The organism is Streptomyces sp. BoleA5 (assembly GCF_000373665.1).
In the GTDB taxonomy this organism is placed as follows: domain Bacteria; phylum Actinomycetota; class Actinomycetes; order Streptomycetales; family Streptomycetaceae; genus Actinacidiphila.
On the sequence record NZ_KB892107.1, the window covers coordinates 12,521 to 36,639 of the forward strand.

24 protein-coding genes are annotated in these 24,119 nt (G+C 72.5%); 12 read left to right on the forward strand and 12 right to left on the reverse strand.

The window, feature by feature from the left end; translation table 11 throughout:
* Positions 1-179: 179 nt before the first annotated feature.
* From B085_RS0121110 to B085_RS0121120, 3 genes are all read left to right on the forward strand, one after another.
* Complete coding sequence (locus tag B085_RS0121110) at positions 180-878, forward strand: SDR family oxidoreductase (protein ID WP_018560573.1); 699 nt, start codon at positions 180-182, stop codon at positions 876-878.
* Positions 875-1,933 carry an S-adenosylmethionine:tRNA ribosyltransferase-isomerase gene (locus B085_RS0121115; protein ID WP_018560574.1) on the forward strand — a complete coding sequence of 353 codons (1,059 nt, stop codon included), beginning with the start codon at positions 875-877 and terminating at the stop codon, positions 1,931-1,933. Before B085_RS0121110 ends, B085_RS0121115 begins: the two co-directional genes overlap by 4 nt.
* A 313-nt stretch (positions 1,934-2,246) precedes the next feature.
* Positions 2,247-2,984 (forward strand): transglycosylase SLT domain-containing protein, encoded by a 738-nt coding sequence (locus tag B085_RS0121120; RefSeq protein ID WP_018560575.1) that lies wholly within the window; start codon positions 2,247-2,249, stop codon positions 2,982-2,984.
* A gap of 88 nt (positions 2,985-3,072) precedes the next feature.
* On the opposite strand, the gene B085_RS0121125 is transcribed toward B085_RS0121120, so the two are convergent.
* Positions 3,073-5,634: an FHA domain-containing protein gene (locus B085_RS0121125; RefSeq protein ID WP_018560576.1), complete on the reverse strand. Its 2,562-nt coding sequence runs from the start codon at positions 5,632-5,634 to the stop codon at positions 3,073-3,075.
* 258 nt (positions 5,635-5,892) lie between these two features.
* Between B085_RS0121125 and B085_RS50110 the strand changes: the two genes are divergently transcribed.
* Both B085_RS50110 and serB read left to right on the forward strand, forming a co-directional pair.
* Entirely contained in the window at positions 5,893-7,587 is a 1,695-nt protein-coding gene (locus B085_RS50110) for a streptophobe family protein (protein ID WP_063741057.1), read from the forward strand.
* 70 nt (positions 7,588-7,657) lie between these two features.
* Positions 7,658-8,893, forward strand: a complete 1,236-nt coding sequence (gene serB, locus B085_RS0121135) for a phosphoserine phosphatase SerB (RefSeq protein WP_018560578.1) — start codon at positions 7,658-7,660, stop codon at positions 8,891-8,893.
* A gap of 100 nt (positions 8,894-8,993) precedes the next feature.
* On the opposite strand, the gene B085_RS0121140 is transcribed toward serB, so the two are convergent.
* The 4 genes from B085_RS0121140 to B085_RS0121155 all read right to left on the reverse strand — a co-directional run bounded on the left by B085_RS0121140 (position 8,994) and on the right by B085_RS0121155 (position 11,440).
* The gene (locus tag B085_RS0121140; RefSeq protein WP_018560579.1) at positions 8,994-9,515 is read right to left on the reverse strand and encodes a SixA phosphatase family protein; all 522 of its coding nucleotides are present in this window, start codon (positions 9,513-9,515) and stop codon (positions 8,994-8,996) included.
* Between the two features lie 72 nt (positions 9,516-9,587).
* Complete coding sequence (locus tag B085_RS0121145) at positions 9,588-9,830, reverse strand: hypothetical protein (RefSeq protein WP_018560580.1); 243 nt, start codon at positions 9,828-9,830, stop codon at positions 9,588-9,590.
* Positions 9,831-9,999: 169 nt separating this feature from the next.
* Positions 10,000-10,122: an SGM_5486 family transporter-associated protein gene (locus B085_RS51490; protein WP_018560581.1), complete on the reverse strand. Its 123-nt coding sequence runs from the start codon at positions 10,120-10,122 to the stop codon at positions 10,000-10,002.
* Between the two features lie 46 nt (positions 10,123-10,168).
* Positions 10,169-11,440, reverse strand: coding sequence for a CynX/NimT family MFS transporter (locus B085_RS0121155; RefSeq protein ID WP_106435000.1), 1,272 nt, complete (start codon positions 11,438-11,440; stop codon positions 10,169-10,171).
* A 43-nt stretch (positions 11,441-11,483) separates the two neighbouring features.
* Here B085_RS0121155 and B085_RS0121160 point away from each other — a divergent pair, with 43 nt between their 5' ends.
* Positions 11,484-12,164: a FadR/GntR family transcriptional regulator gene (locus tag B085_RS0121160; RefSeq protein WP_018560583.1), complete on the forward strand. Its 681-nt coding sequence runs from the start codon at positions 11,484-11,486 to the stop codon at positions 12,162-12,164.
* Here B085_RS0121160 and B085_RS0121165 read toward each other — a convergent pair.
* From B085_RS0121165 to fabG, 3 genes are all read right to left on the reverse strand, one after another.
* Positions 12,145-12,489, reverse strand: coding sequence for a hypothetical protein (locus tag B085_RS0121165; protein WP_234018632.1), 345 nt, complete (start codon positions 12,487-12,489; stop codon positions 12,145-12,147). The two genes, B085_RS0121160 and B085_RS0121165, sit on opposite strands and share 20 nt — an antisense overlap.
* A 185-nt stretch (positions 12,490-12,674) precedes the next feature.
* Positions 12,675-13,442 carry an enoyl-ACP reductase FabI gene (gene fabI, locus B085_RS0121170; protein ID WP_026251288.1) on the reverse strand — a complete coding sequence of 256 codons (768 nt, stop codon included), beginning with the start codon at positions 13,440-13,442 and terminating at the stop codon, positions 12,675-12,677.
* Between the two features lie 4 nt (positions 13,443-13,446).
* Complete coding sequence (fabG, locus tag B085_RS0121175; protein WP_018560586.1) at positions 13,447-14,151, reverse strand: 3-oxoacyl-[acyl-carrier-protein] reductase; 705 nt, start codon at positions 14,149-14,151, stop codon at positions 13,447-13,449.
* Positions 14,152-14,345: 194 nt separating this feature from the next.
* On the opposite strand from fabG, the gene B085_RS0121180 reads away from it, so the two are divergent.
* The 3 genes from B085_RS0121180 to B085_RS0121190 are packed head-to-tail and all read left to right on the forward strand — an operon-like array spanning position 14,346 to position 17,829.
* On the forward strand, positions 14,346-15,869 hold the full coding sequence (locus B085_RS0121180) for a TldD/PmbA family protein (protein ID WP_026251289.1): 1,524 nt from the start codon (positions 14,346-14,348) through the stop codon (positions 15,867-15,869).
* The gene (locus tag B085_RS0121185) at positions 15,866-17,257 is read left to right on the forward strand and encodes a metallopeptidase TldD-related protein (RefSeq protein ID WP_018560588.1); all 1,392 of its coding nucleotides are present in this window, start codon (positions 15,866-15,868) and stop codon (positions 17,255-17,257) included. The genes B085_RS0121180 and B085_RS0121185 overlap by 4 nt, the downstream gene beginning before the upstream one ends.
* Positions 17,258-17,277: 20 nt before the next feature.
* Complete coding sequence (locus B085_RS0121190) at positions 17,278-17,829, forward strand: RNA 2'-phosphotransferase (protein WP_018560589.1); 552 nt, start codon at positions 17,278-17,280, stop codon at positions 17,827-17,829.
* Positions 17,830-17,863: 34 nt separating this feature from the next.
* Here the strand turns inward: B085_RS0121190 and B085_RS0121195 are convergent, their stop codons facing one another.
* Positions 17,864-18,145, reverse strand: a complete 282-nt coding sequence (locus B085_RS0121195; protein WP_018560590.1) for a GlsB/YeaQ/YmgE family stress response membrane protein — start codon at positions 18,143-18,145, stop codon at positions 17,864-17,866.
* 178 nt (positions 18,146-18,323) lie between these two features.
* On the opposite strand from B085_RS0121195, the gene B085_RS0121200 reads away from it, so the two are divergent.
* Both B085_RS0121200 and B085_RS0121205 read left to right on the forward strand, forming a co-directional pair.
* Entirely contained in the window at positions 18,324-18,686 is a 363-nt protein-coding gene (locus B085_RS0121200; protein WP_018560591.1) for a DUF3099 domain-containing protein, read from the forward strand.
* A gap of 190 nt (positions 18,687-18,876) precedes the next feature.
* The gene (locus tag B085_RS0121205; protein ID WP_026251290.1) at positions 18,877-19,101 is read left to right on the forward strand and encodes a hypothetical protein; all 225 of its coding nucleotides are present in this window, start codon (positions 18,877-18,879) and stop codon (positions 19,099-19,101) included.
* On the opposite strand, the gene moaA is transcribed toward B085_RS0121205, so the two are convergent.
* The 3 genes from moaA to B085_RS0121220 all read right to left on the reverse strand — a co-directional run bounded on the left by moaA (position 19,084) and on the right by B085_RS0121220 (position 22,200).
* The gene (gene moaA / locus B085_RS0121210) at positions 19,084-20,073 is read right to left on the reverse strand and encodes a GTP 3',8-cyclase MoaA (RefSeq protein WP_018560593.1); all 990 of its coding nucleotides are present in this window, start codon (positions 20,071-20,073) and stop codon (positions 19,084-19,086) included. The genes B085_RS0121205 and moaA overlap by 18 nt on opposite strands.
* A 94-nt stretch (positions 20,074-20,167) precedes the next feature.
* Positions 20,168-21,805 carry a cation acetate symporter gene (locus B085_RS0121215; protein ID WP_018560594.1) on the reverse strand — a complete coding sequence of 546 codons (1,638 nt, stop codon included), beginning with the start codon at positions 21,803-21,805 and terminating at the stop codon, positions 20,168-20,170.
* Positions 21,802-22,200, reverse strand: coding sequence for a DUF485 domain-containing protein (locus B085_RS0121220; protein ID WP_018560595.1), 399 nt, complete (start codon positions 22,198-22,200; stop codon positions 21,802-21,804). The genes B085_RS0121215 and B085_RS0121220 overlap by 4 nt, the downstream gene beginning before the upstream one ends.
* A gap of 303 nt (positions 22,201-22,503) precedes the next feature.
* Between B085_RS0121220 and B085_RS0121225 the strand changes: the two genes are divergently transcribed.
* On the forward strand, positions 22,504-24,036 hold the full coding sequence (locus B085_RS0121225) for a S8 family peptidase (protein WP_018560596.1): 1,533 nt from the start codon (positions 22,504-22,506) through the stop codon (positions 24,034-24,036).
* Positions 24,037-24,119: the final 83 nt, after the last annotated feature.

The following is a 24,119-nucleotide window of genomic DNA, read 5'->3' on the forward strand; positions in this document are numbered from 1 at the left end:
GTACCGGCGGGGTGGGAGCGGCGGGATCGGCCTCCTGACCGACCTCCCCCGGTCCGCGGACCTAGGGCGAAGTGCCTTCCGCCCGTGCTGCGGGCGGCCGAGGTGCCCGGGGCGGGGCCGCTCCTACGGTGGGGGCAGCCGCCGGGCGACGGGCCGGGCGGCCGGCGGGAGGACACGTCATGCCGGTGGCAATCATCACGGGAGCGTCGCGGGGACTGGGCCGGGCCCTCGCCGGGGCGCTCGCGGAGCGGGGCTGGGACCTGGTGATCGACGCGCGGTCGGCCGGGGCGCTGGAGCAGGCGGAGGGGGAGCTGGCGGAACGCACGCGGGTGGCCGCGCTGCCCGGTGACGTCACCGATCCGCGGCACCGGGTGGACCTGGTCGCGGCGGCCTGGGAGTTCGGCGGGCTGGACCTGCTGGTGAACAACGCGAGCGCGCTGGGCGCCGAGCCGCTGCGGCCACTGTCCGATCATCCGCTGGAGGGGCTGCGGGCGGCGCTGGAGACCAATGTGGTGGCCGCGCTGGGCCTGGTACAGGAGGCTTTGCCGCTGCTGGGCCGGCGGCGGGGGGCGGTCCTCAACATCAGCTCGGACGCCGCGGTCGAGGCGTACCCCACCTGGGGAGGGTACGGCGCGAGCAAGGCGGCGTTGGAGCAGCTGTCGGCGGTGCTGGCGGCGGAGGAACCGGACCTGCGGGTGTGGTGGCTGGACCCGGGCGACATGGGGACGGAGCTGTACGCGGCGGCGGTGCCCGACGATCCGGACGCGGACGGGCGTCCGGCTCCCGGGTCCGTGGTGCCGGCCGTGCTGGGGCTGCTCGACGGCGCCGCGGCCAGTGGACGCTACGTGGCGACGGCGCTGCTGGAGGCCGGGCGGTGACCGCGCTGGGCGCGCTGAGGGTGCCGGAGGAACTGGCGGCGCGGGTGCCGGTGGAGCAGCGCTCCGGCGGGGCGTCGGGCCGTGACGGGGTGCGGTTGCTGGTGGGCCGGCGGGCCGGGGGCGAGGTGGCGCACCACGCCTTCGGCGACCTGCCGGAGCTGCTGCGGGCCGGGGACGTGCTCGTGGTGAACACCTCGCGGACCCTGCCGGCGGCGGTGGACGCCACGCTCGGGGAGGCGCCGGTGGTGGTGCACTTCTCAGGCCTGCTGGACGACGGGCGCTGGGTGGTGGAACTGCGGACGCCCGACCGGCGGGGTACGACCCGGCCGCGCGCGGGAGGCCCGGCGGGCGTGGCGGTGGCGCTGCCCGGTGGTGAGCGGCTGGTGCCGCAGGAGCCGCTGAGCCCCTGCGGGGAGAGGCTGTGGGTGGCGTGGGCGTCGGTGGCGGACGCGATGGCGTTCCTGCACCGGCACGGGCGGCCGATCCGGTACGCGTACACCGAGCGGGACCAGCCGGCTGCGGCGTACCGGACGGTGTTCTCGGTGCCGTCGGACGACGGTCTCGGCTCGGCCGAGATGCCGAGCGCGGCCCGCCCCTTCACGACCGGGCTGGTCACGGCTCTGGTGAGCCGGGGGGTGCAGTTCGCCCCCGTGGTGCTGCACACCGGGGTGTCCTCGGGCGAGGCGCACGAGCCGCCGTACCCGGAGCGGTTCTCGGTGCCGGAGAGCACCGCGTGGCTGGTGAACGCCGCCCGGGCGGGCGGCGGGCGGGTGGTGGCGGTGGGCACCACCGCGGTGCGCGCCCTGGAGACGGCGGCCGACACACGGGGGCGGGTCGCGGCTGCGGGCGGCTGGACGGACCTGGTGGTCACCCCCGAGCGGGGCGTGCGGGCGGTGGACGGCCTCCTCACCGGGCTGCACGACCCGGCGGCCTCGCATGTGCTGATGCTGGAGGCGGTGGCCGGGCGGCAGTTGCTGGAACGGGTCTACGACGCCGCGGTGGGGGCGGGTTACCTCTGGCACGAGTTCGGGGACGTGAACCTGCTGCTGCCCTGACCTCCCGCCCGGGGCACGTGGCGTCGTGGCGCGGTCGCGGTGCGCGACGCACCTGTGAGGCGGCGCACAGGACGTACATCACGTACGAGGACGCGTAGTAGTGCACGGGCTGCCGGATGGACCGAAGGTACGGCGTGCGCCGTACCCGGCCGGTCCGGCGACTACGACTTCGGGTAGTAACGGGTGGGTTTGGCGGGGGAATTTGCCGGGGCTAACAATGCTCGGGTCGCTCCGCGCCGTGTTGGACATGCGGCGCTTCTCCCTGCCCGAGGGCGGGAGTGGAACGCAGCCGAATGGAAGAGGTCACTCCCCCATGCAGCTCCCGACGATCCCGAAGTTCGACCGTCTGACCAAGGCCCACAAGTACTCCGCCGCCGGCATCGCCGCGGCCGGCGTGGGCGTCCTGGCCATCACCGGTGTGACCGGGACCGGCGGGACGGCGCAGGCCTCCGGCAAGGCGGCGGAGCCGGCCGCGGAGCGGGCGCGGTCCGTAGCGGCCGAGCAGCACGCCTCGCACGCCGCCCACGTCGCGCACCGCAAGGTGCTGGCGAAGCAGCACGCCGCCCATGTCGCCCACCAGGCCGTGGTGCGCAAGCGCCAGGCGCAGGAGCGGGCGCGCAAGGCCGCGGACGAGGCGCGCCGGCAGGAGCGGCAGGCGGCGAACCGCAGCCATGAGCGCAAGGCCCTCGTCCCGCAGCAGCGTCAGGAGAACTCGCGTTCCGCGCCGCGCGCGGCCGCCCCGCAGGCGCCCGCCGCACCGTCCGGCACCCCGCAGCAGATGGCGCAGCAGATCATCGGTGACGCGGCGCAGTTCCAGTGCTTCTCCAACATCGTGATGCACGAGAGCACCTGGAACCCCTACGCGGTCAACCCCTCCTCCGGCGCCTACGGCCTGGTCCAGGCGCTGCCGGGCGCCAAGATGGCCTCCGCGGGCGCCGACTGGCGCACCAATCCGGCCACGCAGATCAAGTGGGGTCTGGACTACATGAACGGGCGCTACGGCAGCCCCTGCGGCGCCTGGTCGTTCTGGCAGGCCAACCACTGGTACTGAGCCGGCGCACGCAGGGCGCACGCCATACGGAAGGCGGCGGCTCCCCACCCCGGGGAGCCGCCGCCTTCCGTCGTCGTACGAGCGGCCGCTACTTGCGCATGACCTCCGGCTCGTGGCGGCGCAGCAGGCGCAGCACGAGGATGCCGCAGACGAGGGCGATGCCGAGCAGTATCGCCATGTCGAAGCCCCACTGGCTCGCCGAGTGCTCCCACAGCGGGTCGAGGTTGTCGGGCGTGGCCGGGTCCCACGGCGGCATGATGTGCCCGAGGTCCAGGGTGGCGCCGGCGGCGCCGACGGCCCAGCGGGACGGCATCAGCCAGGCCACCTGCTCCAGACCGACGGTGCCGAAGATCTGGAACAGGACACCGGTGAAGACGACCTGGACGATCGCGAACATCACCAGCAGGGGCATGGTCTTCTCGGCGGTCTTCACCAGTGAGGAGATGACCAGGCCGAACATCATCGAGGTGAAGCCCAGCGCGATGACCACCAGGGTGATCTCCGCGGCCGGGAAGCCCTTGACGATCAGGCCCTCCTCGGGGAGCTTGCGCACCGACAGCCCGATGGCACAGATGATGACGCCCTGCAGGGCGCTGATCAGGCCCAGCACGAAGACCTTGGAGAGCAGGTACGCGGAGCGGGACAGGCCCGTGGCGCGTTCCCGTTCGTAGATCACGCGTTCCTTGATCAGCTCGCGCACCGAGTTGGCGGCGCCCGAGAAGCAGGCGCCGACCGCGATGATCAGCATGATGGTGCCGGCGTCGGTGTTGAACTTGCCCGCCTCGTCGGGTGGCGCCAGTCCGAACTTCGCCGGGATGACCACGCTCACCAGGCCGAGGACGGCCGGGAGGATCACCATCAGGGCCATGAAGCCGCGGTCGGAGGCGATCACCGACAGATAGCGGCGGACGAGGGTGACGAACTGCGCCGGCCAGCTCTGCGGCTTGGGCGGCTTGGCCCGCTGCGGGGCCGCGCCTACGGACTGCGGGGCGACCGCGTCCAGGTCCGCGGCGTAGATCTGGTAGTGCTGGGAGCCGTGCCAGCGGCCGGACCAGTCGTAGTCGCGGTAGTTCTCGAAGGCGGAGAAGACGTCGGCCCAGGTTTCGTAGCCGAAGAAGTTCAGCGCCTCCTCCGGCGGGCCGAAGTAGGCCACGGCGCCGCCCGGCGCCATCACCAGCAGCTTGTCGCACAGGGCGAGTTCGGCCACCGAATGGGTCACGACGAGCACGGTGCGGCCGTCGTCGGCGAGGCCGCGCAGCAGCTTCATGACGTCGCGGTCCATGCCCGGGTCGAGACCGGAGGTGGGCTCGTCCAGGAAGATCAGCGAGGGCTTGGTGAGCAGTTCCAGGGCGACGGAGACCCGCTTGCGCTGGCCGCCGGAGAGCGAGGTCACGCGCTTGTCGGCGTGGACGTCCAGCTTGAGTTCGCGCAGCACCTCGTCGATGCGGGCCTCGCGCTCGGCGGCCTTCGTGTCGCCGGGGAAGCGGAGCTTGGCCGCGTAGCGCAGGGCTCTGCGGATCGTCAGCTCCTTGTGCAGGATGTCGTCCTGCGGGACGAGGCCGATGCGCTGCCGCAACTCGGCGAACTGCTTGTAGAGGTTGCGGCTGTCGTACAGCACCTCGCCCTCTTCGGCGGGGCGGTAGCCGGTCAGGGCGCGCAGCAGCGTCGACTTGCCGGAGCCGGACGGGCCGATGACGGCGACCAGCGACTTCTCGGGGACGCCGAAGGAGACGTCGTTGAGGATGGTCTTGGTGGTGCTGCCCTGCGGCACGCGGACGGTGAGCCGGCGGGCGGAGAAGGAGATCTCGCCGGTGTCGACGAACTCCTCGAGCTGGTCGCCGACGAGCCGGAAGGTCGAGTGGCCGACGCCCACGATGTCGTCGGGACCCAGCAGATGACGCTGTATCGGCTGGCCGTTGACGTACGTGCCGTTGTGGCTGCCGAGGTCGACGATCTCGTAGCGGCCGTCGGGGTGCGCCCTGAACTCCGCGTGGAAGCGGGAGACCTGCAGGTCGGAGACGACCAGCTCGTTCTCCAGGGCACGGCCGATCTTCATGACGCGGCCGAGCACCAGGTGGTGGAAGGTCGTCGGGCTGCGGTCGCCGTACACGGGCGGCGCGCCGGCGCCGCCCGACGGCCCCTGCGGCGACGGGATGCGGGCCTGGGGTTTGCGCTGGTCCGGACGGGAGGCCGGCGAGGGCTGCGGCACGTGGGCGGCGGGCGAGCCGTTCCCCCAGCCGCCCTGCCGCGGCGGGCCGCCGGAGTCGGGCGTCACCGGCGCGGCGGGCCCGGACCGGCGGCCCTGCTGCGGGTTCGCCAGCGCGGTCTCGGCGCTGTAGAGGTCACCGCCGGCCGCGGCGCCGCCGCTGAAGCTCAGGCGCGGGCCGTCGGTGGCGTTGCCCAGGTTGACGGTGGCGCCCGCGGCGACGTCGTAGGCGTGGACGCGCTGGCCCTGAACGTAGGTCCCGTTGGTGCTGCCGAGGTCCTCGACGACCCAACCGCGTTCGCCACGGCGGATGGTGGCGTGCCGCCAGGAGACCCGCGCGTCGTCGAGGACGACGTCCGACTGCGGATCGCGGCCGAGGCTGTACGACCTGGCCGGGTCGAGCGCCCAGGTCCGTCCGTTCAGTTCGAGTACGAGTCCAGGCACCCCAAGCCCCACAAAGTTGTCCCCCGAGTTCCCCATGGGGGGAGTCTAGGGATTGCGAACATCGGGCGGAACTCTTCCAGGCACGCGCACCCGTCAGGAAGCCGTGCCGCGGCGGTGATGTGAACCCTCTTCCGAGAAGCCGTTGACGGCGCCGAAACACCACCGGAGAGTGGTAACCGCCCATGAACCGTGCGGATCATGACGGATCGGGGCACCATGCAGCGCAGGCGGTACGGACGCGAGACCTCGGGGGCGGGCATGACCGCGTACACCTCCACACCTTCGAACGCGCCCGCGCGCCCTGGGCGACCGGTCCCTTGGGGCGGTGTGCTGCTCTCCGCGGTCGCCGCGGTGAGCTGGGCGTACCTGGGGATGGTGGGGGCCGCGGCGCTGGGGCTGCACCTGCTCGGCGCGGACACCGCGGGCTCGCTGGGGCCGATGACGGCGGCCGTGGTCGCCATGGCGGTGGGCGGCAAGGTCGTCCCCTCCGGTGACGTGGCGGTGTTCGGTCTGGGCGGCGCGGGCGGCGCGGGCCGGCTTGAGCTCATGCCGCTGGGTGTCGGCCTGATCGGTGCCCTGCTGCTGGCCTGGGTGTTCCTGCGGTCGCTGCGCGGGGCGGGGCTGACCGTCCCCGGGGGCGAACTGGCCGCGCGGGCCGGGGCGGTGGTGGTGCTGTTCGTGACGCTGCTGGGTGCGCTGGCGTGGGCCGGGGAGGACACCATCGCCCTCGACGGGGCCGCGCTGGGCGGGGACAAGGGCGGCGGCCTGACGGACGGGTTGCCGGGCATCGGTGACCTCGGCGGCGGGCTCGGGGACGGGCTGCAGGACCTGATCGATGCCAAGGCCTCGGTGAGCTTCCACGTCGCCACCGGCCGCAGCCTGCTGGGCGGTCTGCTGTGGGTGCTGGTCGTCCTCCTGCTGGCGCTGCTCAGCTCGCGCCGTACGCCGCTGCCCCCCGCCCTGGAGGGGCTGCACCGGGTCGTCCGGCCCGCCGCGTCGGCGCTGCGCCGGGTGCTGCTGCTGGCGGTCGCCGCGGGCTGCGCCGCCGCCGGGTACGCGGCGGTGACGGGTGACGAGCCGGGCCGGATCGCCGGGGCGGCCCTGCTGGGGGCGCCCAACGGGGTGTGGCTGGCGGTGCCGCTCGGGCTGTTCGTGTCCTGGCGGGGCACGGCCACCGGGGAGTTGGCGAAGGTGCTGCCGGATCCGCTGGACCGGCTGCTGTCGACCAGCGCCGAGGAGCCGGTGACGCCCGCCCGGCTGGCCGAGTACGACCAGCGGGTGTGGCTGCTGACCGTCGCCGCGGCGCTGATGATGCTGGCCGCGGGCGCGCTGGCGGCGGCCCGCACCCCGCGGTGGGGGACGACGCGGGCCGGGTACGCGGGGCGCTGCGCGATACGGCTCGGACTGGTCACGGCGGTCGCCTTCCCGCTGCTGGTGTGGGTGACCGGTGTCTCGGTGGACGCGGGTGTCTCCGTCTTCGGCTTCGACGCGGTGGGCGCCGGCATCGCGCTGCACGGCAGCCTTCCCCTGGCGTTCCTGCTCGGCGCGGTCTGGGGGGCGCCGGCGGGTGGCGCGGGGGCGCTGCTGGCGCTGGCGACGGGCACCGCCGGACGCCGGGTGTCGCCGTACGCGCTGCGCCGTGCGGCCGAGGCGGCGGCCGGGGAGAGCAGCTCGCGCACCTATCCGGGCATCGCGTACCAGCCCGGCCCGTACGTCCCGAGCCCCGGCTACGGCCCTCCGGACACCGGGCCCAACCCCTACCGGCAGCCCCCGCAGGGCCCCGCGCCGCAGGGTCAGGCGCCCCACGGCCCGCCACCGCGGGGTCAGGCGCCGCATTCCGCGCGGACCGTCACCGGGGCGCCGCTGCCCCCGCCGCCCGGCCCTCCCCCCGGGCCGCCCGGCCCGCCGCGCGAGGGCCCTCCGCCGCCCGGCGCGCCCGGCGGCAGCCGCTGACCACCGGCGGTGTCCGCCAGGCGGAACACATGTCCGTCCCGGGCACGGTGCCCGATACGGTGGAGACACCATGAACGACGCATCGCAGGCGACCGCTGCCACCGCCGCCAATGTGCCGACGCTGCTGGTCAAGATCTTCGGTAAGGACCGGCCGGGAATCACCGCCGGGCTCTTCGAGACGCTGGCCCGCTTCCAGGTGAACGTCATCGACATCGAGCAGGTCGTCACCCGGGGGCGCATCGTGCTGTGCGCCCTGGTGCCGGCCCCCGCGGGCCGTTCGGAGGAGGGCGAGCTGCGCGCGACGGTGCACGCGTGGGCGGAGTCGATGCGCCTGCAGGCCGAGATCATCTCCGGTATCGGAGACAACCGGCCGCGTGGCGAGGGCCGCTCCCATGTGACGGTGCTGGGGCATCCGCTGACGGCGGAGTCCACGGCCGCCATAGCGGCCAGGATCACCGGCGCGGGCGGCAACATCGACCGCATCTTCCGGCTCGCGAAGTACCCGGTGACCGCGGTGGAGTTCGCCGTCTCCGGCGTCGCCACCGACCGGCTGCGCCCGGCGCTGGCGCTGGAGGCCCACGAACGCGGGGTCGACGTGGCCGTGGTGTCGGCGGGCCTGCACCGCAGGGCGCAGCGGCTGGTGGTCATGGACGTGGACTCCACCGTCATCCAGGACGAGGTGATCGAGCTCTTCGCGGCGCACGCGGGCTGTGAGGACCAGGTCGCCGAGGTGACGGCCGCGGCGATGCGCGGCGAGCTGGACTTCGAGCAGTCCCTGCACGCGCGGGTCGCCCTGCTCGAGGGACTGGACGAGTCCGTGATCGACAAGGTCCGCCAGGAGGTGCGGCTGACGGCCGGGGCGCGCACGCTGATCCGCACGCTCAAGCGGATGGGGTACCAGGTGGGCGTGGTCTCCGGGGGCTTCACGCAGGTCACCGACGACCTCAAGGAGCGGCTGGGACTGGACTTCGCGGCCGCCAACACCCTGGAGATCGTGGACGGCAAGCTCACCGGCCGGGTGACCGGCGAGATCGTGGACCGGGCGGGCAAGGCCCGGCTGCTGCGGCGCTTCGCGGCGGAGGCCAGGGTGCCGCTGAGCCAGACCGTCGCCATCGGCGACGGCGCCAACGATCTGGACATGCTCAACGCGGCGGGCCTCGGGGTCGCCTTCAACGCCAAGCCGGTGGTGCGGCGGGCCGCGGACGCCGCGGTCAACGTGCCGTTCCTGGACACCGTGCTCTACCTGCTGGGCATCACCCGCGAGGAGGTCGAGGCGGCCGACGCCCGGGACGGCGCCACCGCCTGACCGGCATGGCTCCACGGGTACGGCGAGGGCCCCGGCAGCAGGCGCTCCGGGGCCTTCGCCGTACCGTCCCGCGGCTCACCGGGCCGCGTCCGGGGGCGGCTCAGTCGTGCGGGGACCAGAAGTCGACGAGGCGGCCGACGCCGTGCTCGACCGTCTTCCAGGGACCGGAGAAGGCGATCACCGCGATGGCCGCCGTCGGGAAGCCCGTGCGGTTCATCCGCGCGCGGGCGTCCCCGTCGCTCTCCCCCGCGAGGGCGTCCGCGAGCGCGTGGATGGCCGGGTTGTGCCCCACCAGCAGCACGTCGTCGACGTCCTCGGGGGTCTCGTTGAGCAGGGCGATCAGATCACCGAGGGTGGCGTCGTAGAGACGCTCCTCGTAGACGGTGCGGGGGCGGTGCGGGAGTTCGTGGGCGGCCAGCTTCCACGTCTCGCGGGTGCGCGTGGCCGAGGAGCAGAGGGTGAGTTCGAACGGGATCCCCAGTTCGGCGAGCCTGAGGCCGGCGACGGGGGCCTCCTTGCGTCCCCGTTCCGCCAGCGGTCGCTCGTGGTCGGGGACGTCGGGCCAGTCGGCTTTGGCGTGCCGGAGCAGGACGATCCGGCGGGGCGATGCAGCTGCGCTCATGACCCTCAGCTTTCCAGAAATCCGGCCGCCAGGCGCGGGCTGCGGGACGGATCACGGTTCGCCGCGGAAGGGTCACAGCAGGTGCTGCAGGAGCCCCGGGAGCCCTTCGCCGACCGCGTGCAGGAGCTGTCCGACGGGCTCCGCGGCCGAGGCCTCCGTGGCCCCCGGGCCCACGACCAGGGCGAGCAGCGCCGCGAAGGCGAGGGCGGGCAGGGCGAGCGCCCACCACGGCAGGCGCGTCTGCGTGCCGCCCCCGACCGCCGGGCGAGCGGCGCGGGTTCGCGGGGTACGCGAGGGAACAGCCTGCGTGGACACGGGGCGCCTCCGTGGGTCGGCCGGGGTGCCGGGACGTCGTCCCGCCTTGCACCACGACGCTACGGAAACGCGGCCGCCGGTCCCATCGGGTGGCCCACCCACTTGACCCTGACCCTGGCCCCCTAGGGGAGGTGGGGTTGTCCCTACCCCGGGTCTCGGGGGTGGCGGGTCAGCCGAACTTGGCGCCGATGACGGCGATCACCGCGACGAAGGCTGGGACGGCCATCATCAGGCCGAAGACGATCAGGAGCTTCTTCTGCGGCTGCGGGGGGTCGGGCTCGAGCACGGGCATGCCGCCCAGTCTCGCATCCGCCGGCGCCGCCCGCGCACGCGGGTTGTCAGAGCTCGTCCTCCACGGCGCGGTCGCGGCCGGCGACCACACCCGCGGCGATCTGCGGCACCAGCAGGGCCAGCATGAAGGCCACCGGCAGGTCCCAGCCGCCGGTGTGCTGGTAGAGGGTGCCGACGAGGATCGGACCGGGGATGGAGAGCAGGTAGCCGGTGCACTGCGCGAAGGCGGACAGCCGCACGACCCCGCCGCCGGTGCGCGAGCGCATCCCGATCATGGTGAGCGCGAGGGGGAACGAGCAGTTGGAGATGCCCAGCAGCAGGGCCCACACCCAGGGCGCGGCGGCCGGGGCCGCCCACAGTCCGCCGTAGCCGGCTATCCCGAACAGGCCGAGGCCGACGGCGAGTCCGCCCTGGTGCCGCATCCGGCCGGCGAGCGCGGGCAGCACGAAGGAGAGCGGCACGCCCATCACCATGGTGACGGCGAGCAGCACACCCGCGGTGGAGGCGGAGACCCCGGCGTCGCGGAAGATCTGCGGGAGCCACCCCATGGTGATGTACGCACCCGTGGCCTGGAGCCCGAAGTAGACGGCGAGCGCCCAGGCGGTGCGGCTGCGGGCGATGCTGCGGGCCTGCGCCCGCTCCGGGGCCGCGGCCTGCCGGGAGGCGGCGGGGGCCGGGCCCCGGTCGCGGACGAGGGCGAGCCAGGGCAGTACGGCGACGGCGGCGAGCACGCCCCAGGCCGCGAGGCCGAGCCGCCAGTCGCCGCCGAAGGCGCGGGTCGCCGGGACGGTCGCCGCGGCGGCGAGGGCGGTGCCCAGGGACAGGGCCATCGAGTAGAGACCGGTCATGGTGCCCACGCGGTCCGGGAACCAGCGCTTGACGACGACGGGCATCAGGACGTTGCCGACGGCTATGCCGCCCAGCGCGAGGGCGCTGGCGGCGAGGAAGGGCACCGTGCCGCCGGTGAACGGGCGGAGGAGGAGCCCCAGGGTGATCGCGACCAGGCCCGCGCAGACCACGGCACCCGGGCCGCGGCGGCGGGCCAGCCGGGGCGCGGTCACCCCGAACACGGCGAAGCACAGCGCGGGGACGGAGGTGAGCAGGCCCGCGACGGCGCCGCTCATGCCGAGGCCGTCGCGGACCTCCTCCAGGAGCGCGCCGAGGCTGGTGATCGCGGGCCGCAGATTGAGTGCGGCGAGCACCAATGCGACGGCCACCAGGATCCGCGTGCGCCGTACGCCTTGCGCGGCGGTGGGGAGGTGTGCGGGCATGGTGGCCCGTTCCGTGGCAGGGTCGAGCGTCGCTTCGTCGTCACGCATGCCGACCATCATAGAATGATGGGATGAATGTTGAGGAGAGCCCATGCCCCTGACCTCGCCCCGGCGCTCCGCCCTGGCCGACCAGGTGATCGCGCAGCTGCGCGCCCAGATCACCTCCGGTGAGTGGCCGGTGGGGTCGCGGATCCCCACCGAGACCCAGTTGGTCGAGCAGCTGGGGGTGGCCCGCAACACCGTCCGCGAGGCGGTCCGGGCGCTCGCGCACAACGGACTGCTCGACATCCGGCAGGGCTCCGGCACCTATGTGCTGGCCACCAGCGAGCTGGCCGGGGTCATGCACCGCCGCTTCGCCGGCTCCGACCCGCAGCACGTCGCCGAGCTGCGCAGCGCCCTGGAGGCGTCCGCCGCCGCGCTCGCCGCGCGGCGCCGCACGGATCGCGACCTGAGGCAGCTGGACGCGGCCCTGGCACGGCGGGAACGCGCCTGGGAGTCGGGCCACGCCGAGGCCTTCGTCGACGCCGACGCGGCGCTTCACCTGTCCGTCGTGGCGGCCTCGCACAACGAGGTCGTCGTCGAGCTCTACGCCGACCTCGGCGAGGTGCTGCGCGCGTTCCTGCGCGCGGACGTCGGCGAGGAGCTGCGCCCCGAGCAGTACGTGGACCACGCCCGGCTGGTCGAGGCGATCCGGGCCGGCGATCCGGAGGCGGCCTCCGCCGAAGCGTCGGCGCACGCCTTCAGCTGCCGGTTCAGCCCAGCGTCCCGGTGACCCAGATCTCCTGGATCTCCTCCCAGCAGCGGTCGCTGAGGGTGACGCTCTCGGCGGGTCCGACCGGGACGAGGACTCCGTCGACGTCCGGGTCCCACCACTGGAGGCACTCGATGTGCAGCTGGACCCGGTCCAGGTCGGGGTCGGGGTTGAAGCACACGGCGACGCCCTCGCTGCCCTGCACCGAGGTCCGGCACTCCGCGACGTCCGGCAGCCGTGCGGCGGCCCCCGCCGCGACCGCCGGGCCGACGCCCGCGGCGCACGCCGCGACCGCCGCCGCGGCACACACGTAGGCACGCACGTAGGCACGCACACAGGCACGCACGATGCACGGCCTCCCTCCGCTGACCCCCGGCTCTCCCCCGCACAGCCATCCTCCCGGCCCGCGGGCCCAGGCCACCCGGTCTGCTGGGCCGAACGGGGGACAAGGCCCCGAACGCGCGTACGGCCCCGGCGCCGCCCGAAGGCGGCGCCGGGGCCGTACGCCAAGGGGCCGTGACGGCCGTGCGATCAGGCGCCCACCGCGTGCAGACCGCCGTCGACGTGGATGATCTCGCCCGTCGTCTTCGGGAACCAGTCGCTCAGCAGCGCGACGACACCGCGGCCGGCCGGCTCGGGGTCGGCGAGGTCCCACTCGAGCGGGGAGCGGTGGTTCCAGACGTCGGCCAGGTCGCTGAAGCCCGGGATGGACTTGGCGGCCATGGAGCCGATCGGTCCGGCCGAGATCAGGTTGCAGCGGATGTTCTGCTTGCCGAGGTCCCGGGCCATGTAACGGGACGTGGCCTCCAGCGCCGCCTTGGCCGGGCCCATCCAGTCGTACTGGGGCCAGGCGAACTGCGCGTCGAAGGTGAGGCCGACCACCGAGCCGCCCTCCTGCATCAGCGGCAGGCAGGCCATGGTGAGCGACTTCAGCGAGTACGCGGAGACGTGCATCGCGGTGGCGACCGACTCGAAGGGCGTGTTGAGGAAGTTGCCGCCGAGCGCGTCCTGCGGCGCGAAGCCGATGGAGTGCACGACGCCGTCGAGGCCGCCCAGCTCCTCGCCTACGACGTCGGCGAGGGAGGCCAGATGCTCGTCGTTGGTGACGTCGAGCTCGATGACCTTGACCGGCTTCGGCAGCTTCCTGGCGATGCGCTCGGTCAGCGTGGGCCGCGGGAACGCCGTGAGGATGATCTCGGCACCCTGCTCCTGGGCGAGCTTCGCGGTGTGGAAGGCGATGGAGGACTCCATCAGCACGCCGGTGATGAGAACGCGCTTTCCAGCGAGGATTCCACTCATGTGCTCAGTGACCCATGCCCAATCCGCCGTCGACGGGAATGACGGCTCCGGTGATGTATGCGGCTTCCTCGGAGGCGAGGAAGCGGACCGAGGCGGCGATCTCCTCGGGCTGCGCGTAACGGGCCAGCGGGACCTGGCCGACGATGTTCTGGCGCTGCTCGTCGGTGAGCACCCGGGTCATGTCGGTGTCGACGAAGCCGGGGGCGACCACGTTGACCGTGATGTTGCGGGAGCCGAGCTCACGGGCCAGCGAGCGCGCGAAACCGACCAGACCGGCCTTGGACGCGGCGTAGTTCGCCTGTCCCGCCTGGCCCGTCAGGCCCACCACGGAGGAGATCAGCACGACGCGGCCCTTGCGGGCGCGCAGCATCTTCCTCACCGCGGCCTTGACCACGCGGAAGGTGCCGGTCAGGTTGGTGTCCAGGACCGACGTGAAGTCGTCGTCGGACATCCGCAGCAGCAGCTGGTCGCGCGTGACGCCGGCGTTGGCCACCAGCACCTCGACCGCGCCCTGCTGGGCCTCGATATCCTTGAACGCCTGCTCGACCTGCTCACCGTCGGTGATGTCGCACTTGACGGCGAAGAACCCCTCGGGTGGCTCGCCCGAGCGGTAGGTGACGGCGACCTTGTCTCCCGCGTCGGCGAACGCTCGGGCGATGGCGAGGCCGATGCCCCGGTTTCCTCCGGTGACGAGAACCGAGCGGCTCAACGGATCACCCTTTCCCTAGAGGTCTGGTACTCCAGAAAACTATCTGCCTACCTGGCGGTACGTGGAATCGACCCCCGACAGGGGCATGTGCGAGTCGCTGTCGAGTCCCTACAGAAAACCGCAGGCGGGCGGATTGTCGGAGCGGCATGATTCACTGCGGAGACGTCGACGACTGGACAGAAGGGGAGGCCGACGTGCCCCACGAGGTCGATCAGTCATTCCTGGCGCTGCCGCTCAGGGCGCTCGCCGACGCGGCGCTGGCACGAGCCCGCGCGCTGGGCGCCGAACACGCCGACTTCCGCTTCGAGCGGGTGCGCAGCGCCTCGTGGCGACTGCGTGACGGGAGGGCGTCCGGCTCGTCCGACACCACGGACGTCGGCTACGCGGTGCGCGTGGTGCACGGCGGGGCGTGGGGTTTCGCCTCCGGGGTCGACCTGAGCATGGACGCCGCGGCGCGCGTGGCCGGGCGGGCGGTGGCGATGGCGAAGCTGTCGGCCAAGGTGATCGCGGCGGCGGGCTCCGACGAGCGGGTGGAGCTGGCGGCCGAGCCGGTCCACCCCGACCGGGTGTGGGTCTCCTCGTACGAGGTCGACCCCTTCGATGTGCCCGATGCCGACAAGACGGGTCTGCTGTCCGAGTGGAGCGGGCGGCTGCTGGCCGCCGACGGCGTGTCGCACGTCGACGCCTCCCTGATGACCGTCCACGAGAACAAGTTCTACGCGGACACCGCGGGGACGACCACGACCCAGCAGCGGGTGCGGGTCCACCCCGAACTGACCGCCGTCGCCGTGGACCCGAAGTCCGGCGGGTTCGACTCGATGCGGACCCTGGCGCCGCCCGCCGGTCGCGGCTGGGAGTACCTGACCGGAACCGGCTGGGACTGGGACGCGGAGCTCGCGGAGATCCCCGGGCTGCTCGCCGAGAAGATGGCGGCGCCGTCGGTGGAGGCCGGCTCGTACGACCTCGTGGTCGACCCGTCGAACCTGTGGCTGACCATCCACGAGTCCATCGGCCACGCCACCGAGCTGGACCGCGCGCTGGGTTACGAGGCCGCCTACGCGGGCACCTCGTTCGCCACCTTCGACCAGCTGGGCACGCTGCGGTACGGCTCCGCGCACATGAACGTCACCGGCGACCGCACCGCCGAGCACGGCCTGGCGACCGTCGGCTACGACGACGAGGGCGTCGCCGGTCAGTCCTGGGACCTGGTCAAGGACGGCGTCCTGGTCGGCTACCAGCTCGACCGCAGGATCGCCCGGCTCACCGGCTTCGAGCGCTCCAACGGCTGCGCGTACGCGGACTCCCCCGGCCATGTGCCGGTGCAGCGGATGGCGAACGTGTCGCTGCTGCCCGCGCCGGACGGGCCGTCGACGCAGGAGCTGATCGGCGGCGTCGAGCGCGGCATCTACGTCGTGGGCGACCGCTCGTGGTCGATCGACATGCAGCGCTACAACTTCCAGTTCACCGGTCAGCGCTTCTTCAGGATCGAGAACGGCCGGCTGGCCGGGCAGTTGCGCGACGTCGCCTACCAGGCCACCACCACCGACTTCTGGGGCTCCATGGAGGCCGTCGGCGGGCCGCAGACCTACGTCCTGGGCGGGGCCTTCAACTGCGGCAAAGCCCAGCCGGGACAGGTCGCCGCCGTCTCGCACGGCTGCCCCTCCGCGCTCTTCCGAGGCGTCAACATCCTCAACACCACGCAGGAGGCCGGTCGATGAGCTCCGTTTCGAAGCCCCACGAGATCGTCGAGCGCGCCCTGGAGCTGTCCCGGGCGGACGGCTGCGTCGTCATCGCCGACGAGGGCTCCTCGGCCAACCTGCGCTGGGCGGGCAACGCCCTGACCACCAACGGCGTGACGCGGGGCCGCACCCTGACCGTGGTCGCCACGGTGGACGGTGCCCAGGGCACCGCCTCGGGCGTGGTGTCCCGCGCCGCGGTCACCGCGGACGAACTGGAGCCGCTGGTACGGGCCGCCGAGGCGGCCGCGCGTGCCTCCGGCCCCGCCGAGGACGCCCAGCCGCTGGTCGAGGGGGTGCCGGCGAGCGCCTCCTTCACCGAGCCGCCGGCCGAGACCTCCTCCGAGGTGTTCGCCGCCTTCGCGCCGGCCCTGGGCGAGTCCTTCGCCGCGGCGCGGGCCGGCGGCCGGAGGCTGTACGGATTCGCGTACCACTCCGTCACCTCCACCTACCTGGGCACGTCCTCGGGGCTGCGGCTCCGTCACGACCAGCCCAGCGGCACCCTGGAGCTCAACGCCAAGTCCGAGGACATGTCCCGCTCGGCGTGGGCCGGTGCCGCCACCCGCGACTTCACCGACGTCGACCCGGCGGCCCTCGACGCCGACCTGGCTCAGCGCCTGGCCTGGGCCGAGCGCCGGATCGACCTGCCCGCCGGGCGGTACGAGACCCTGCTGCCGCCGTCCGCCGTGGCGGACCTGGTGATCTACCAGCAGTGGAGCGCCGCGGCCCGGGACGCGGCGGAGGGCCGTACGGTCTTCAGCCGGCCGGGCGGGGGCACCCGGGTCGGCGAGCAGCTCTCGGAACTGCCGCTGACGCTGCGCAGCGACCCGAACGAACCGGGGCTGGAGTCGGCGCCGTTCGTGATCGCGCACGCCTCGGGCGACACCGCGTCGGTCTTCGACAACGGGCTGCCCGTCGAGGCGACCGACTGGGTGCGCGAGGGCGTGCTCAACCGGCTGTCCACCACCCGGCACAGCGCCGGTCTGACCGGGCTGCCGTTCGCGCCGTCCGGGGGCAACCTGATCCTGGACGGCGGCGGCAAGCGGTCGCTGGAGGAGATGGTCGCGGACACCGAGCGCGGCCTGCTGCTGACCTGCCTGTGGTACATCCGCGAGGTGGATCCGGCCACCCTGCTGCTGACCGGGCTGACCCGGGACGGGGTCTACCTGGTGGAGGGCGGCGAGGTGACCGGTGTGGTGAACAACTTCCGGTTCAACGAGTCGCCGGTGGACCTGCTGGGCCGGGCCACCGAGGTGGGCCGCACCGAGCGGACGCTGCCGCGCGAGTGGAGCGACTGGTTCACCCGGGCCGCGTTCCCGGCGATGCGGGTCCCGGACTTCAACATGAGCTCGGTCAGCCAGGGGGTCTGACCAGGACGATGGGCGGGGCGATGGACGAGAAGCAGACGGTCAAGGTCTCGAAGTTCCTGGCGCGGGTGCTGCGGCACGACCCGGCCTCGATCGGGATCACCCTCGACGAGGCCGGCTGGGTGGACGTGGACGAGCTGATCGCCGCGTCCCACCGGGCCGGCCGGCGTTTCTCGCGCGCCGACCTCGATCACGTCGTGGCCGCCAACAACAAGAAGAGGTACGCCTTTTCCGACGACGGGCGGCGGATCAGGGCCAGCCAGGGGCACTCGGTCGAGGTCGACCTCGGGCTGTCCCCGGCGGATCCGCCGGCCGTCCTCTTCCACGGCACGGCGAGCACCACCCTGCCGATCGTGCTGCGCGAGGGGCTCAAGCCGATGTCCCGGCAGGACGTCCACCTGTCCGCGGACGTGGAGACGGCCGTGCGCGTCGGTGCGCGGCACGGCCGTCCGGTGGTGCTGGCGGTGGACGCGGCGGGGCTGGCCGCCACGGGCCACGTGTTCCGGGTGAGCGCCAACGGAGTGTGGCTCACCGACCTGGTGCCGCCGACCCATCTGCGGCAGCACGCCCACTGAGCGGGGCGCCCTGGCGGGCGGCCGGTGCGTCCTGTCAGCCGGCCGTACGGCGCCGCCTGCCGCGGACCGAGGCCCACAGCGGGGTGATCACGGCGACCACGAGGATCGCGCCCAGGATCTGCAGCACGTGGCGGATCCAGTCGACGCCGCTGGTGTGCCGTACACCGACCCATCCGGCGACCGCGTTGCCGAGGAAGGCGCCGAGGATGCCGCAGATGATGGTGAGCCACCAGGGGATGTCCTGCCTCCCCGGCAGGAGCAGCTTCGCCAGGAAGCCGAGCACGATGCCGACGATGATCGCCCAGAACCAGTTCATGCGGTCAGTCTCGGCGTGGCCCGGGTACGACGCATGCGGAAGGCGGCCATACGCCGTACGGCGGGTGCTGTCACACCCCGGCGGCCTCCCCGGTCTCCACTGCGACGGACCCACGGCGTAACGTGGGTCGTGCCGGAACCGGGTGGCTTCCGGCGCTTCGAGCAGGTGGTGGAACGTGATGCGGAAGCGGAGCGGTACCGAGGTCTTCCGGATCACCGGGACCGCGGCGGGGCTCACCGAGGACGTCCGCGGAAGGCAGCGGCGCTACATCATCTCGATGTCGGTCCGCACCCTGTCGTTCATCCTGGCGGTCGTCCTGTGGAACGTCTCGACGCCCCTGGCCTGGATCGCGCTGGTGCTCGGTCTGGTGCTGCCGTACATCGCGGTGGTCATCGCCAACGCGGGCCGGGAGAACGCCCCGGGGCTGCCGTCGGCCCGGATCGCGCCGCCGGCCCCGCCGGCGCTCGGCCCCGGTGAACCGCTGCTGCCGGCGGAGCGGACCCGGGAAGAGGACGGACGGCCTCGTTCCGGTCAGGCCTGAACCTTTTCCCCGCTTTGATCACGCTCCGAAGCTCAAGAAAACCTCAGATCAATCATGAGGATCCACTGCACTGGGGGCCTTGCCGCGTGACATACTGCGTACGCGCTCCGCATCCCCCGTCGGAGCGACGGACCGACGCCGGGCGGCTCCCCCCGTGGCTGCCCGGCGTCGCCATGTTTGGATGGGGTTCGTGACCGACGAATCCCCGATCTGCTCCGCCAAGGGTTGCCGCGCCCCCGCCGTGTGGGTGCTCGCCTGGAACAACCCGAAGATCCACACACCCGAGCGCCGCAAGACCTGGCTGGCGTGCGAGGAACACCGCGAACACCTGTCGTCGTTCCTGGGCGTCCGCGGTTTCCTGAAGGACGTCGTGCCCTTCGATGAGTGGGAGACGAGCTCAGCCGCCGATGGCTGACATGGGCCGCTCGGGCTGCAGGAACGTGGGGTCGTCCAGGCCGGAGCCGGCCTTCTTGCCCCACATCGCGGTGCGCCAGAGTTCGGCGATCTCCTCGTCGGAGCCGCCGGAGCGCAGCGCGCCGCGCAGATCGCTCTCCTCGCGCGCGAACAGGCAGTTGCGCACCTGACCGTCCGCGGTGAGCCGGGTGCGGTCGCAGGCCCGGCAGAAGGGCCGCGTGACGGAGGCGATCACACCGACCCGGGCGGGGCCGCCGTCCACCAGCCAGCGTTCGGCGGGGGCGTGGCCGCGGGCCTCGTCCGTCTCGGGGGTCAGGGTGAAGCGGGTCCGCAGGCTCTCCAGGATCTCCTGGGCGGTGACCATGTCGCTGCGCTGCCAGCCGTGCTGGGCGTCGAGCGGCATCTGCTCGATGAAGCGCAGCTCGTAGTCGTGCTCCAGGGCCCAGGCAAGCAGCTCGGGGGCCTCGTCGTCGTTGATGCCGCGCATCAGGACGGTGTTGACCTTGACCGGGGTCAGTCCCGCGGCATGGGCGGCCTCCAGGCCGCGGACGACGTCCTCGTGCCGCTTGCGGCGGGTGAGGGTCTGGAAGACGTCGGGCCGCAGGGTGTCCAGGGAGACGTTCACCCGGTCCAGCCCGGCCCCGCGCAGCGCGGCCGCGGTACGGGCGAGGCCTATGCCGTTGGTGGTGAGGGAGAGCTTGGGGCGGGGCTCCAGCTCCGCGCAGCGTTCGACGATGCCGACGAGGCCGGGGCGGAGCAGGGGCTCGCCGCCGGTGAAGCGGACGTCCTTGACGCCGAGCGTGGTGACGGCGATCCGCACGAGCCGGACGATCTCGTCGTCGGTGAGCAGCTCCGGCTTGCCGAGCCACTGCAGGCCCTCCTCGGGCATGCAGTAGGTGCACCGCAGATTGCACCGGTCGGTGAGCGAGACCCTGAGGTCGGTCGCGATCCGGCCGTAGGTGTCGATCAGCACGGCGCGCCTCCCTTAGAGGGTCCGGTCGGTGGGACGTCGGTGCCGTCCCGTTACTTCGCAGCCTACGGGACGGCACTGACGTTCAACAGTCTGTTTAATGCGCTCCGGCTCCGGTGAGGGAGCGGACCTCCAGCTCCGCGTACTTGCGGTCGGCGTCCTCTTCCGGCTTGGACAGGAGCGTGCCCACCACACCGAGCAGGAAACCGACGGGGATGGAGATGATCCCGGGGTTCTCCAGCGGGAACCAGTGGAAGTCCACGCCGGGGAACATCGCGGTCGCCTTGCCCGAGACCACGGGGGAGAAGACCACCAGGAACACGGAGGTGACCAGGCCCCCGTAGATGCTCCACAGCGCCCCGGTGGTGTTGAAGCGCTTCCAGAACAGGCTGTAGAGGAGCGTCGGCAGGTTCGCGGATGCCGCGACGGCGAAGGCCAGGGCGACCAGGAAGGCGATGTTGAGCTTGCCCGCGAAGATGCCGAGCAGGATCGCCACGGCCCCGATGGCCACCGCGGCGATCTTCGCCGCCGCGACCTCCTCCTTCTCGCTCGCCGTGCCCTTGCGGATGACGTTGGCGTACAGGTCGTGCGCGAAGGACGACGAGGAGGCGAGGGTGAGGCCCGCGACCACGGCCAGGATGGTGGCGAAGGCCACCGCGGAGATCACCGCCAGCAGGATCGCGCCGCCCGTGGAGCCCGCGCCGCCGCCGATCTCCTGCGCGAGCAGCGGGGCCGCCGTGTTGCCGGCCGCGTTGGAGGTGGTGATCGTCTCCGGGGTGAGGAGCGCGGCCGCCCCGAAGCCCAGCGCGATCGTCATCAGGTAGAAGCAGCCGATGATGCCGATCGCCCAGTTCACCGAGGTGCGGGCGGCCCGGGCGGTGGGCACCGTGTAGAAGCGGATCAGGATGTGCGGCAGACCGGCCGTGCCGAGGACGAGGGCCAGGCCCAGCGAGATGAAGTCGATCTTCGAGGTCGCCGTGACGCCGTACTTCAGGCCCGGCTCCAGGAACGCCGCCCCCTTGCCGCTCTTCTCCGCGGCCGCGCCAAGCAGCGAGGACAGGTTCCAGTTGAACTTGGCGAAGACCAGGAACGTGATCAGCAGGGTCCCGCCGATCAGCAGCACCGCCTTGACCATCTGCACCCAGGTGGTGCCCTTCATGCCGCCGATGGTCACGTACAGCACCATGACGACGCCGACGAGGATGACGATCAGACGGCGCGGCCCCTCACCGGTGATGCCGAGCAGCAGCGCCACGAGGGCGCCCGCGCCGACCATCTGGGCCAGCAGGTAGAAGATGCTGACGACGATGGTCGAGATGCCCGCGGCCGTGCGCACCGGGCGCTGCCGCAGCCGGAAGGCGAGGGCGTCGGCCATGGTGAACCGGCCTGAGTTGCGCAGCGGTTCGGCGACCAGCAGCAGCGCCACCAGCCAGGCGACGAGGAAGCCGATCGAGTAGAGGAAGCCGTCGTAGCCGACGAGGGCGATGGAGCCGGCGATACCCAGGAAGGACGCGGCCGACATGTAGTCGCCGGAGATCGCCAAGCCGTTCTGGAAGCCGCTGAAGGAGCGGCCGCCGGCGTAGAAGTCGGTGGCGTCCTTGGTCTGGCGGCCCGCCCAGACGGTGATGCCGAGCGTCGCGACGACGAAGACCGAGAACAGGGTGATGATCAGCGGCCGGTGCTCGCTCGCGCCGACCGCGACCACCTGGACTCCCGTGGTGTGCAGCGCGGTCATGCGGTGGCCTCCGTGCTCTCGGTGTCGTCGGTGTCGTCGGCGCCCCGGGTGCCGGGGCCTTCCAGGCGCGCCCTGATGGCGTCGGCGCGGGAGTCGAGCTTGGCGTTCGCGTGCCGGGAGTACCAGACGGCGATGCCGAAGGTGGTGGCGAACTGCGCGAGCCCGAAGACGAGGGCGACATTGATGTGGCCCACGACCTTGGTGTCCATGAAGCCGCCGGCGTAGTTCGACAGCAGGACGTACAGCAGGTACCAGGTGATGAACGCGACCGTGAGCGGGAACGCGAACGAGCGGTACGAGCGGCGCAGTTGGGCGAACTCCGCGCTCGCCTGCACCTCGGCGTACGAGTCGGCAGACGGCGGACCGGAGCTTGCCGAAGGTCGTGCGGGGTCCACGATGCCTCCTGTGGGGGCGGAGTTTGAGAGGGCATGAGCAGGTGACGCGACCCGCGCGGGCGCACGGGGCGCCGACGTGAGCTACGTCACGTAAAGATCGGACCCGCGCATGGTAGAGGCGCAACCACGGCCTTCGACAGGGGGCGGTAGTTGAAAACTGGTTCTTCTTCGGCAACCGGAACCAGAGCTTTCTTTACCAATCCATTGATAGCGCGTGGACGGCGGCGATAGCTTCCAGCGTCATGTACCCGTCCATGGGCAACTCGGCCCGCCAGGACGGGTGTTTGGACGATTGGAGATCCCATGGCTCCACTGCCCGGACGGCGCCGCGCCTTCGCGATACCCATCGGATTCGCGGTGGCGAGTGCCCTCGCCTTCCTGCCGAACGCCGCCTCGGCCGCCACCGCCGGATCCGCCTCGAACGGCGGCGGTGCCGCGTACGACGGCCCGACGCTGTCGTACGTGGTCAACACCAAGACCGACCGGGGAACCATCAAGTCCGTCGAGCGGGCCGTGTCCCGCAGCGGTGGTGACATCGTCACCACCTACGACCGGATCGGCGTGATCGTCGTCCACTCCGCGAACCCCGCGTTCGCCTCCGAGATGCGCAAGGTGCGCGGTGTGCAGACGGCCGGGGCGACCCGTACGGCCGCGCTGTCCACGGCGTCGACGACGGATCTGGGCGCGGTGCAGGAGATCACCGCCGCCGGCGCGGCCCGCGCGAAGGCCGCGGCCACCGCCGGGCAGGAGCCGATGGAGCCGGACCAGTGGGACCTGCCGGCCATCCGGGCCGACAAGGCCGCCCGGATCAACCCGGGCAGCCGCAAGGTCACGGTCGCCGTCATCGACACCGGCGTCGACGACACGCACCCGGACCTCACCGCCAACTTCTCGGCCTCGCAGTCCGCCAACTGCGTGGGCGGCAAGGCCGACACGAGCCCGGGCGCCTGGCGTCCCTATGTCCCGGAGGCCTACCACGGCACGCACGTCGCCGGTGAGATCGCCGCGGCGCGCAACGGGATCGGCGTGGCGGGTGTCGCCCCGGGCGTGAAGGTCGCCTCCATCAAGGTGGCCGACCCCGTCACCCAGCTGTTCTTCCCGGAGAGCGTGGTCTGCGCCTTCGTCTTCGCCGCCGACCACGGCGTCGAGATCACCAACAACAGCTACTACATCGACCCGTGGCTCTACAACTGCTTCGGCGACCCCGACCAGCGGGCCATCGTCGACGCCGTCAACCGGGCCGCGCAGTACTCCCACAAGAAGGGCGTGCTGAACGTCGCCTCGGCGGGCAACTCCAACCACGACCTCGACTCGCACGCGATCGAGGACGCGACGAGCCCCGACGACACCACCCCGGTCACCCGGACGATCGACCCGCACGTCTGCTGGGACCTCCCGACGCAGCTGCCGGGCGTCGTCACCGTCTCCGCGACCGGTGTGCAGAAGCTGAAGTCGTACTACTCCAGCTACGGTCTGGGCGTCGTCGACGTCGCGGGCCCGGGCGGCGACCGCTACCAGATCCCCGCCACCCCCTCGGCCAACGGGCGCATCCTGTCGACGCTGCCCGGCAACACCTACGGCTACCTGCAGGGCACGTCGATGGCCAGTCCGCACGTGGCCGCCGTCGCCGCGCTCATCAAGAGCCGCCACCCGCACGCCTCCCCGCAGCAGCTGCAGGGGATGCTCAAGGCCCAGGCCGACGACCCGCGTTGCCCGACGGGTCTGTACGACCCGGACGGCAACGGTGTGCAGGACGCCACCTGCATCACGGGACGGCACGTGACCAGCTTCTACGGCCACGGCATCGTCGACGCCCTGGACGCCGTCACCAAGTGACGTGCCCCGCGTGACAGATGGAACGCCCGGCGGGACATCCCGCCGGGCGTTCCATCTGTTTGAGCCGCTGTCCGGGCCGCTGT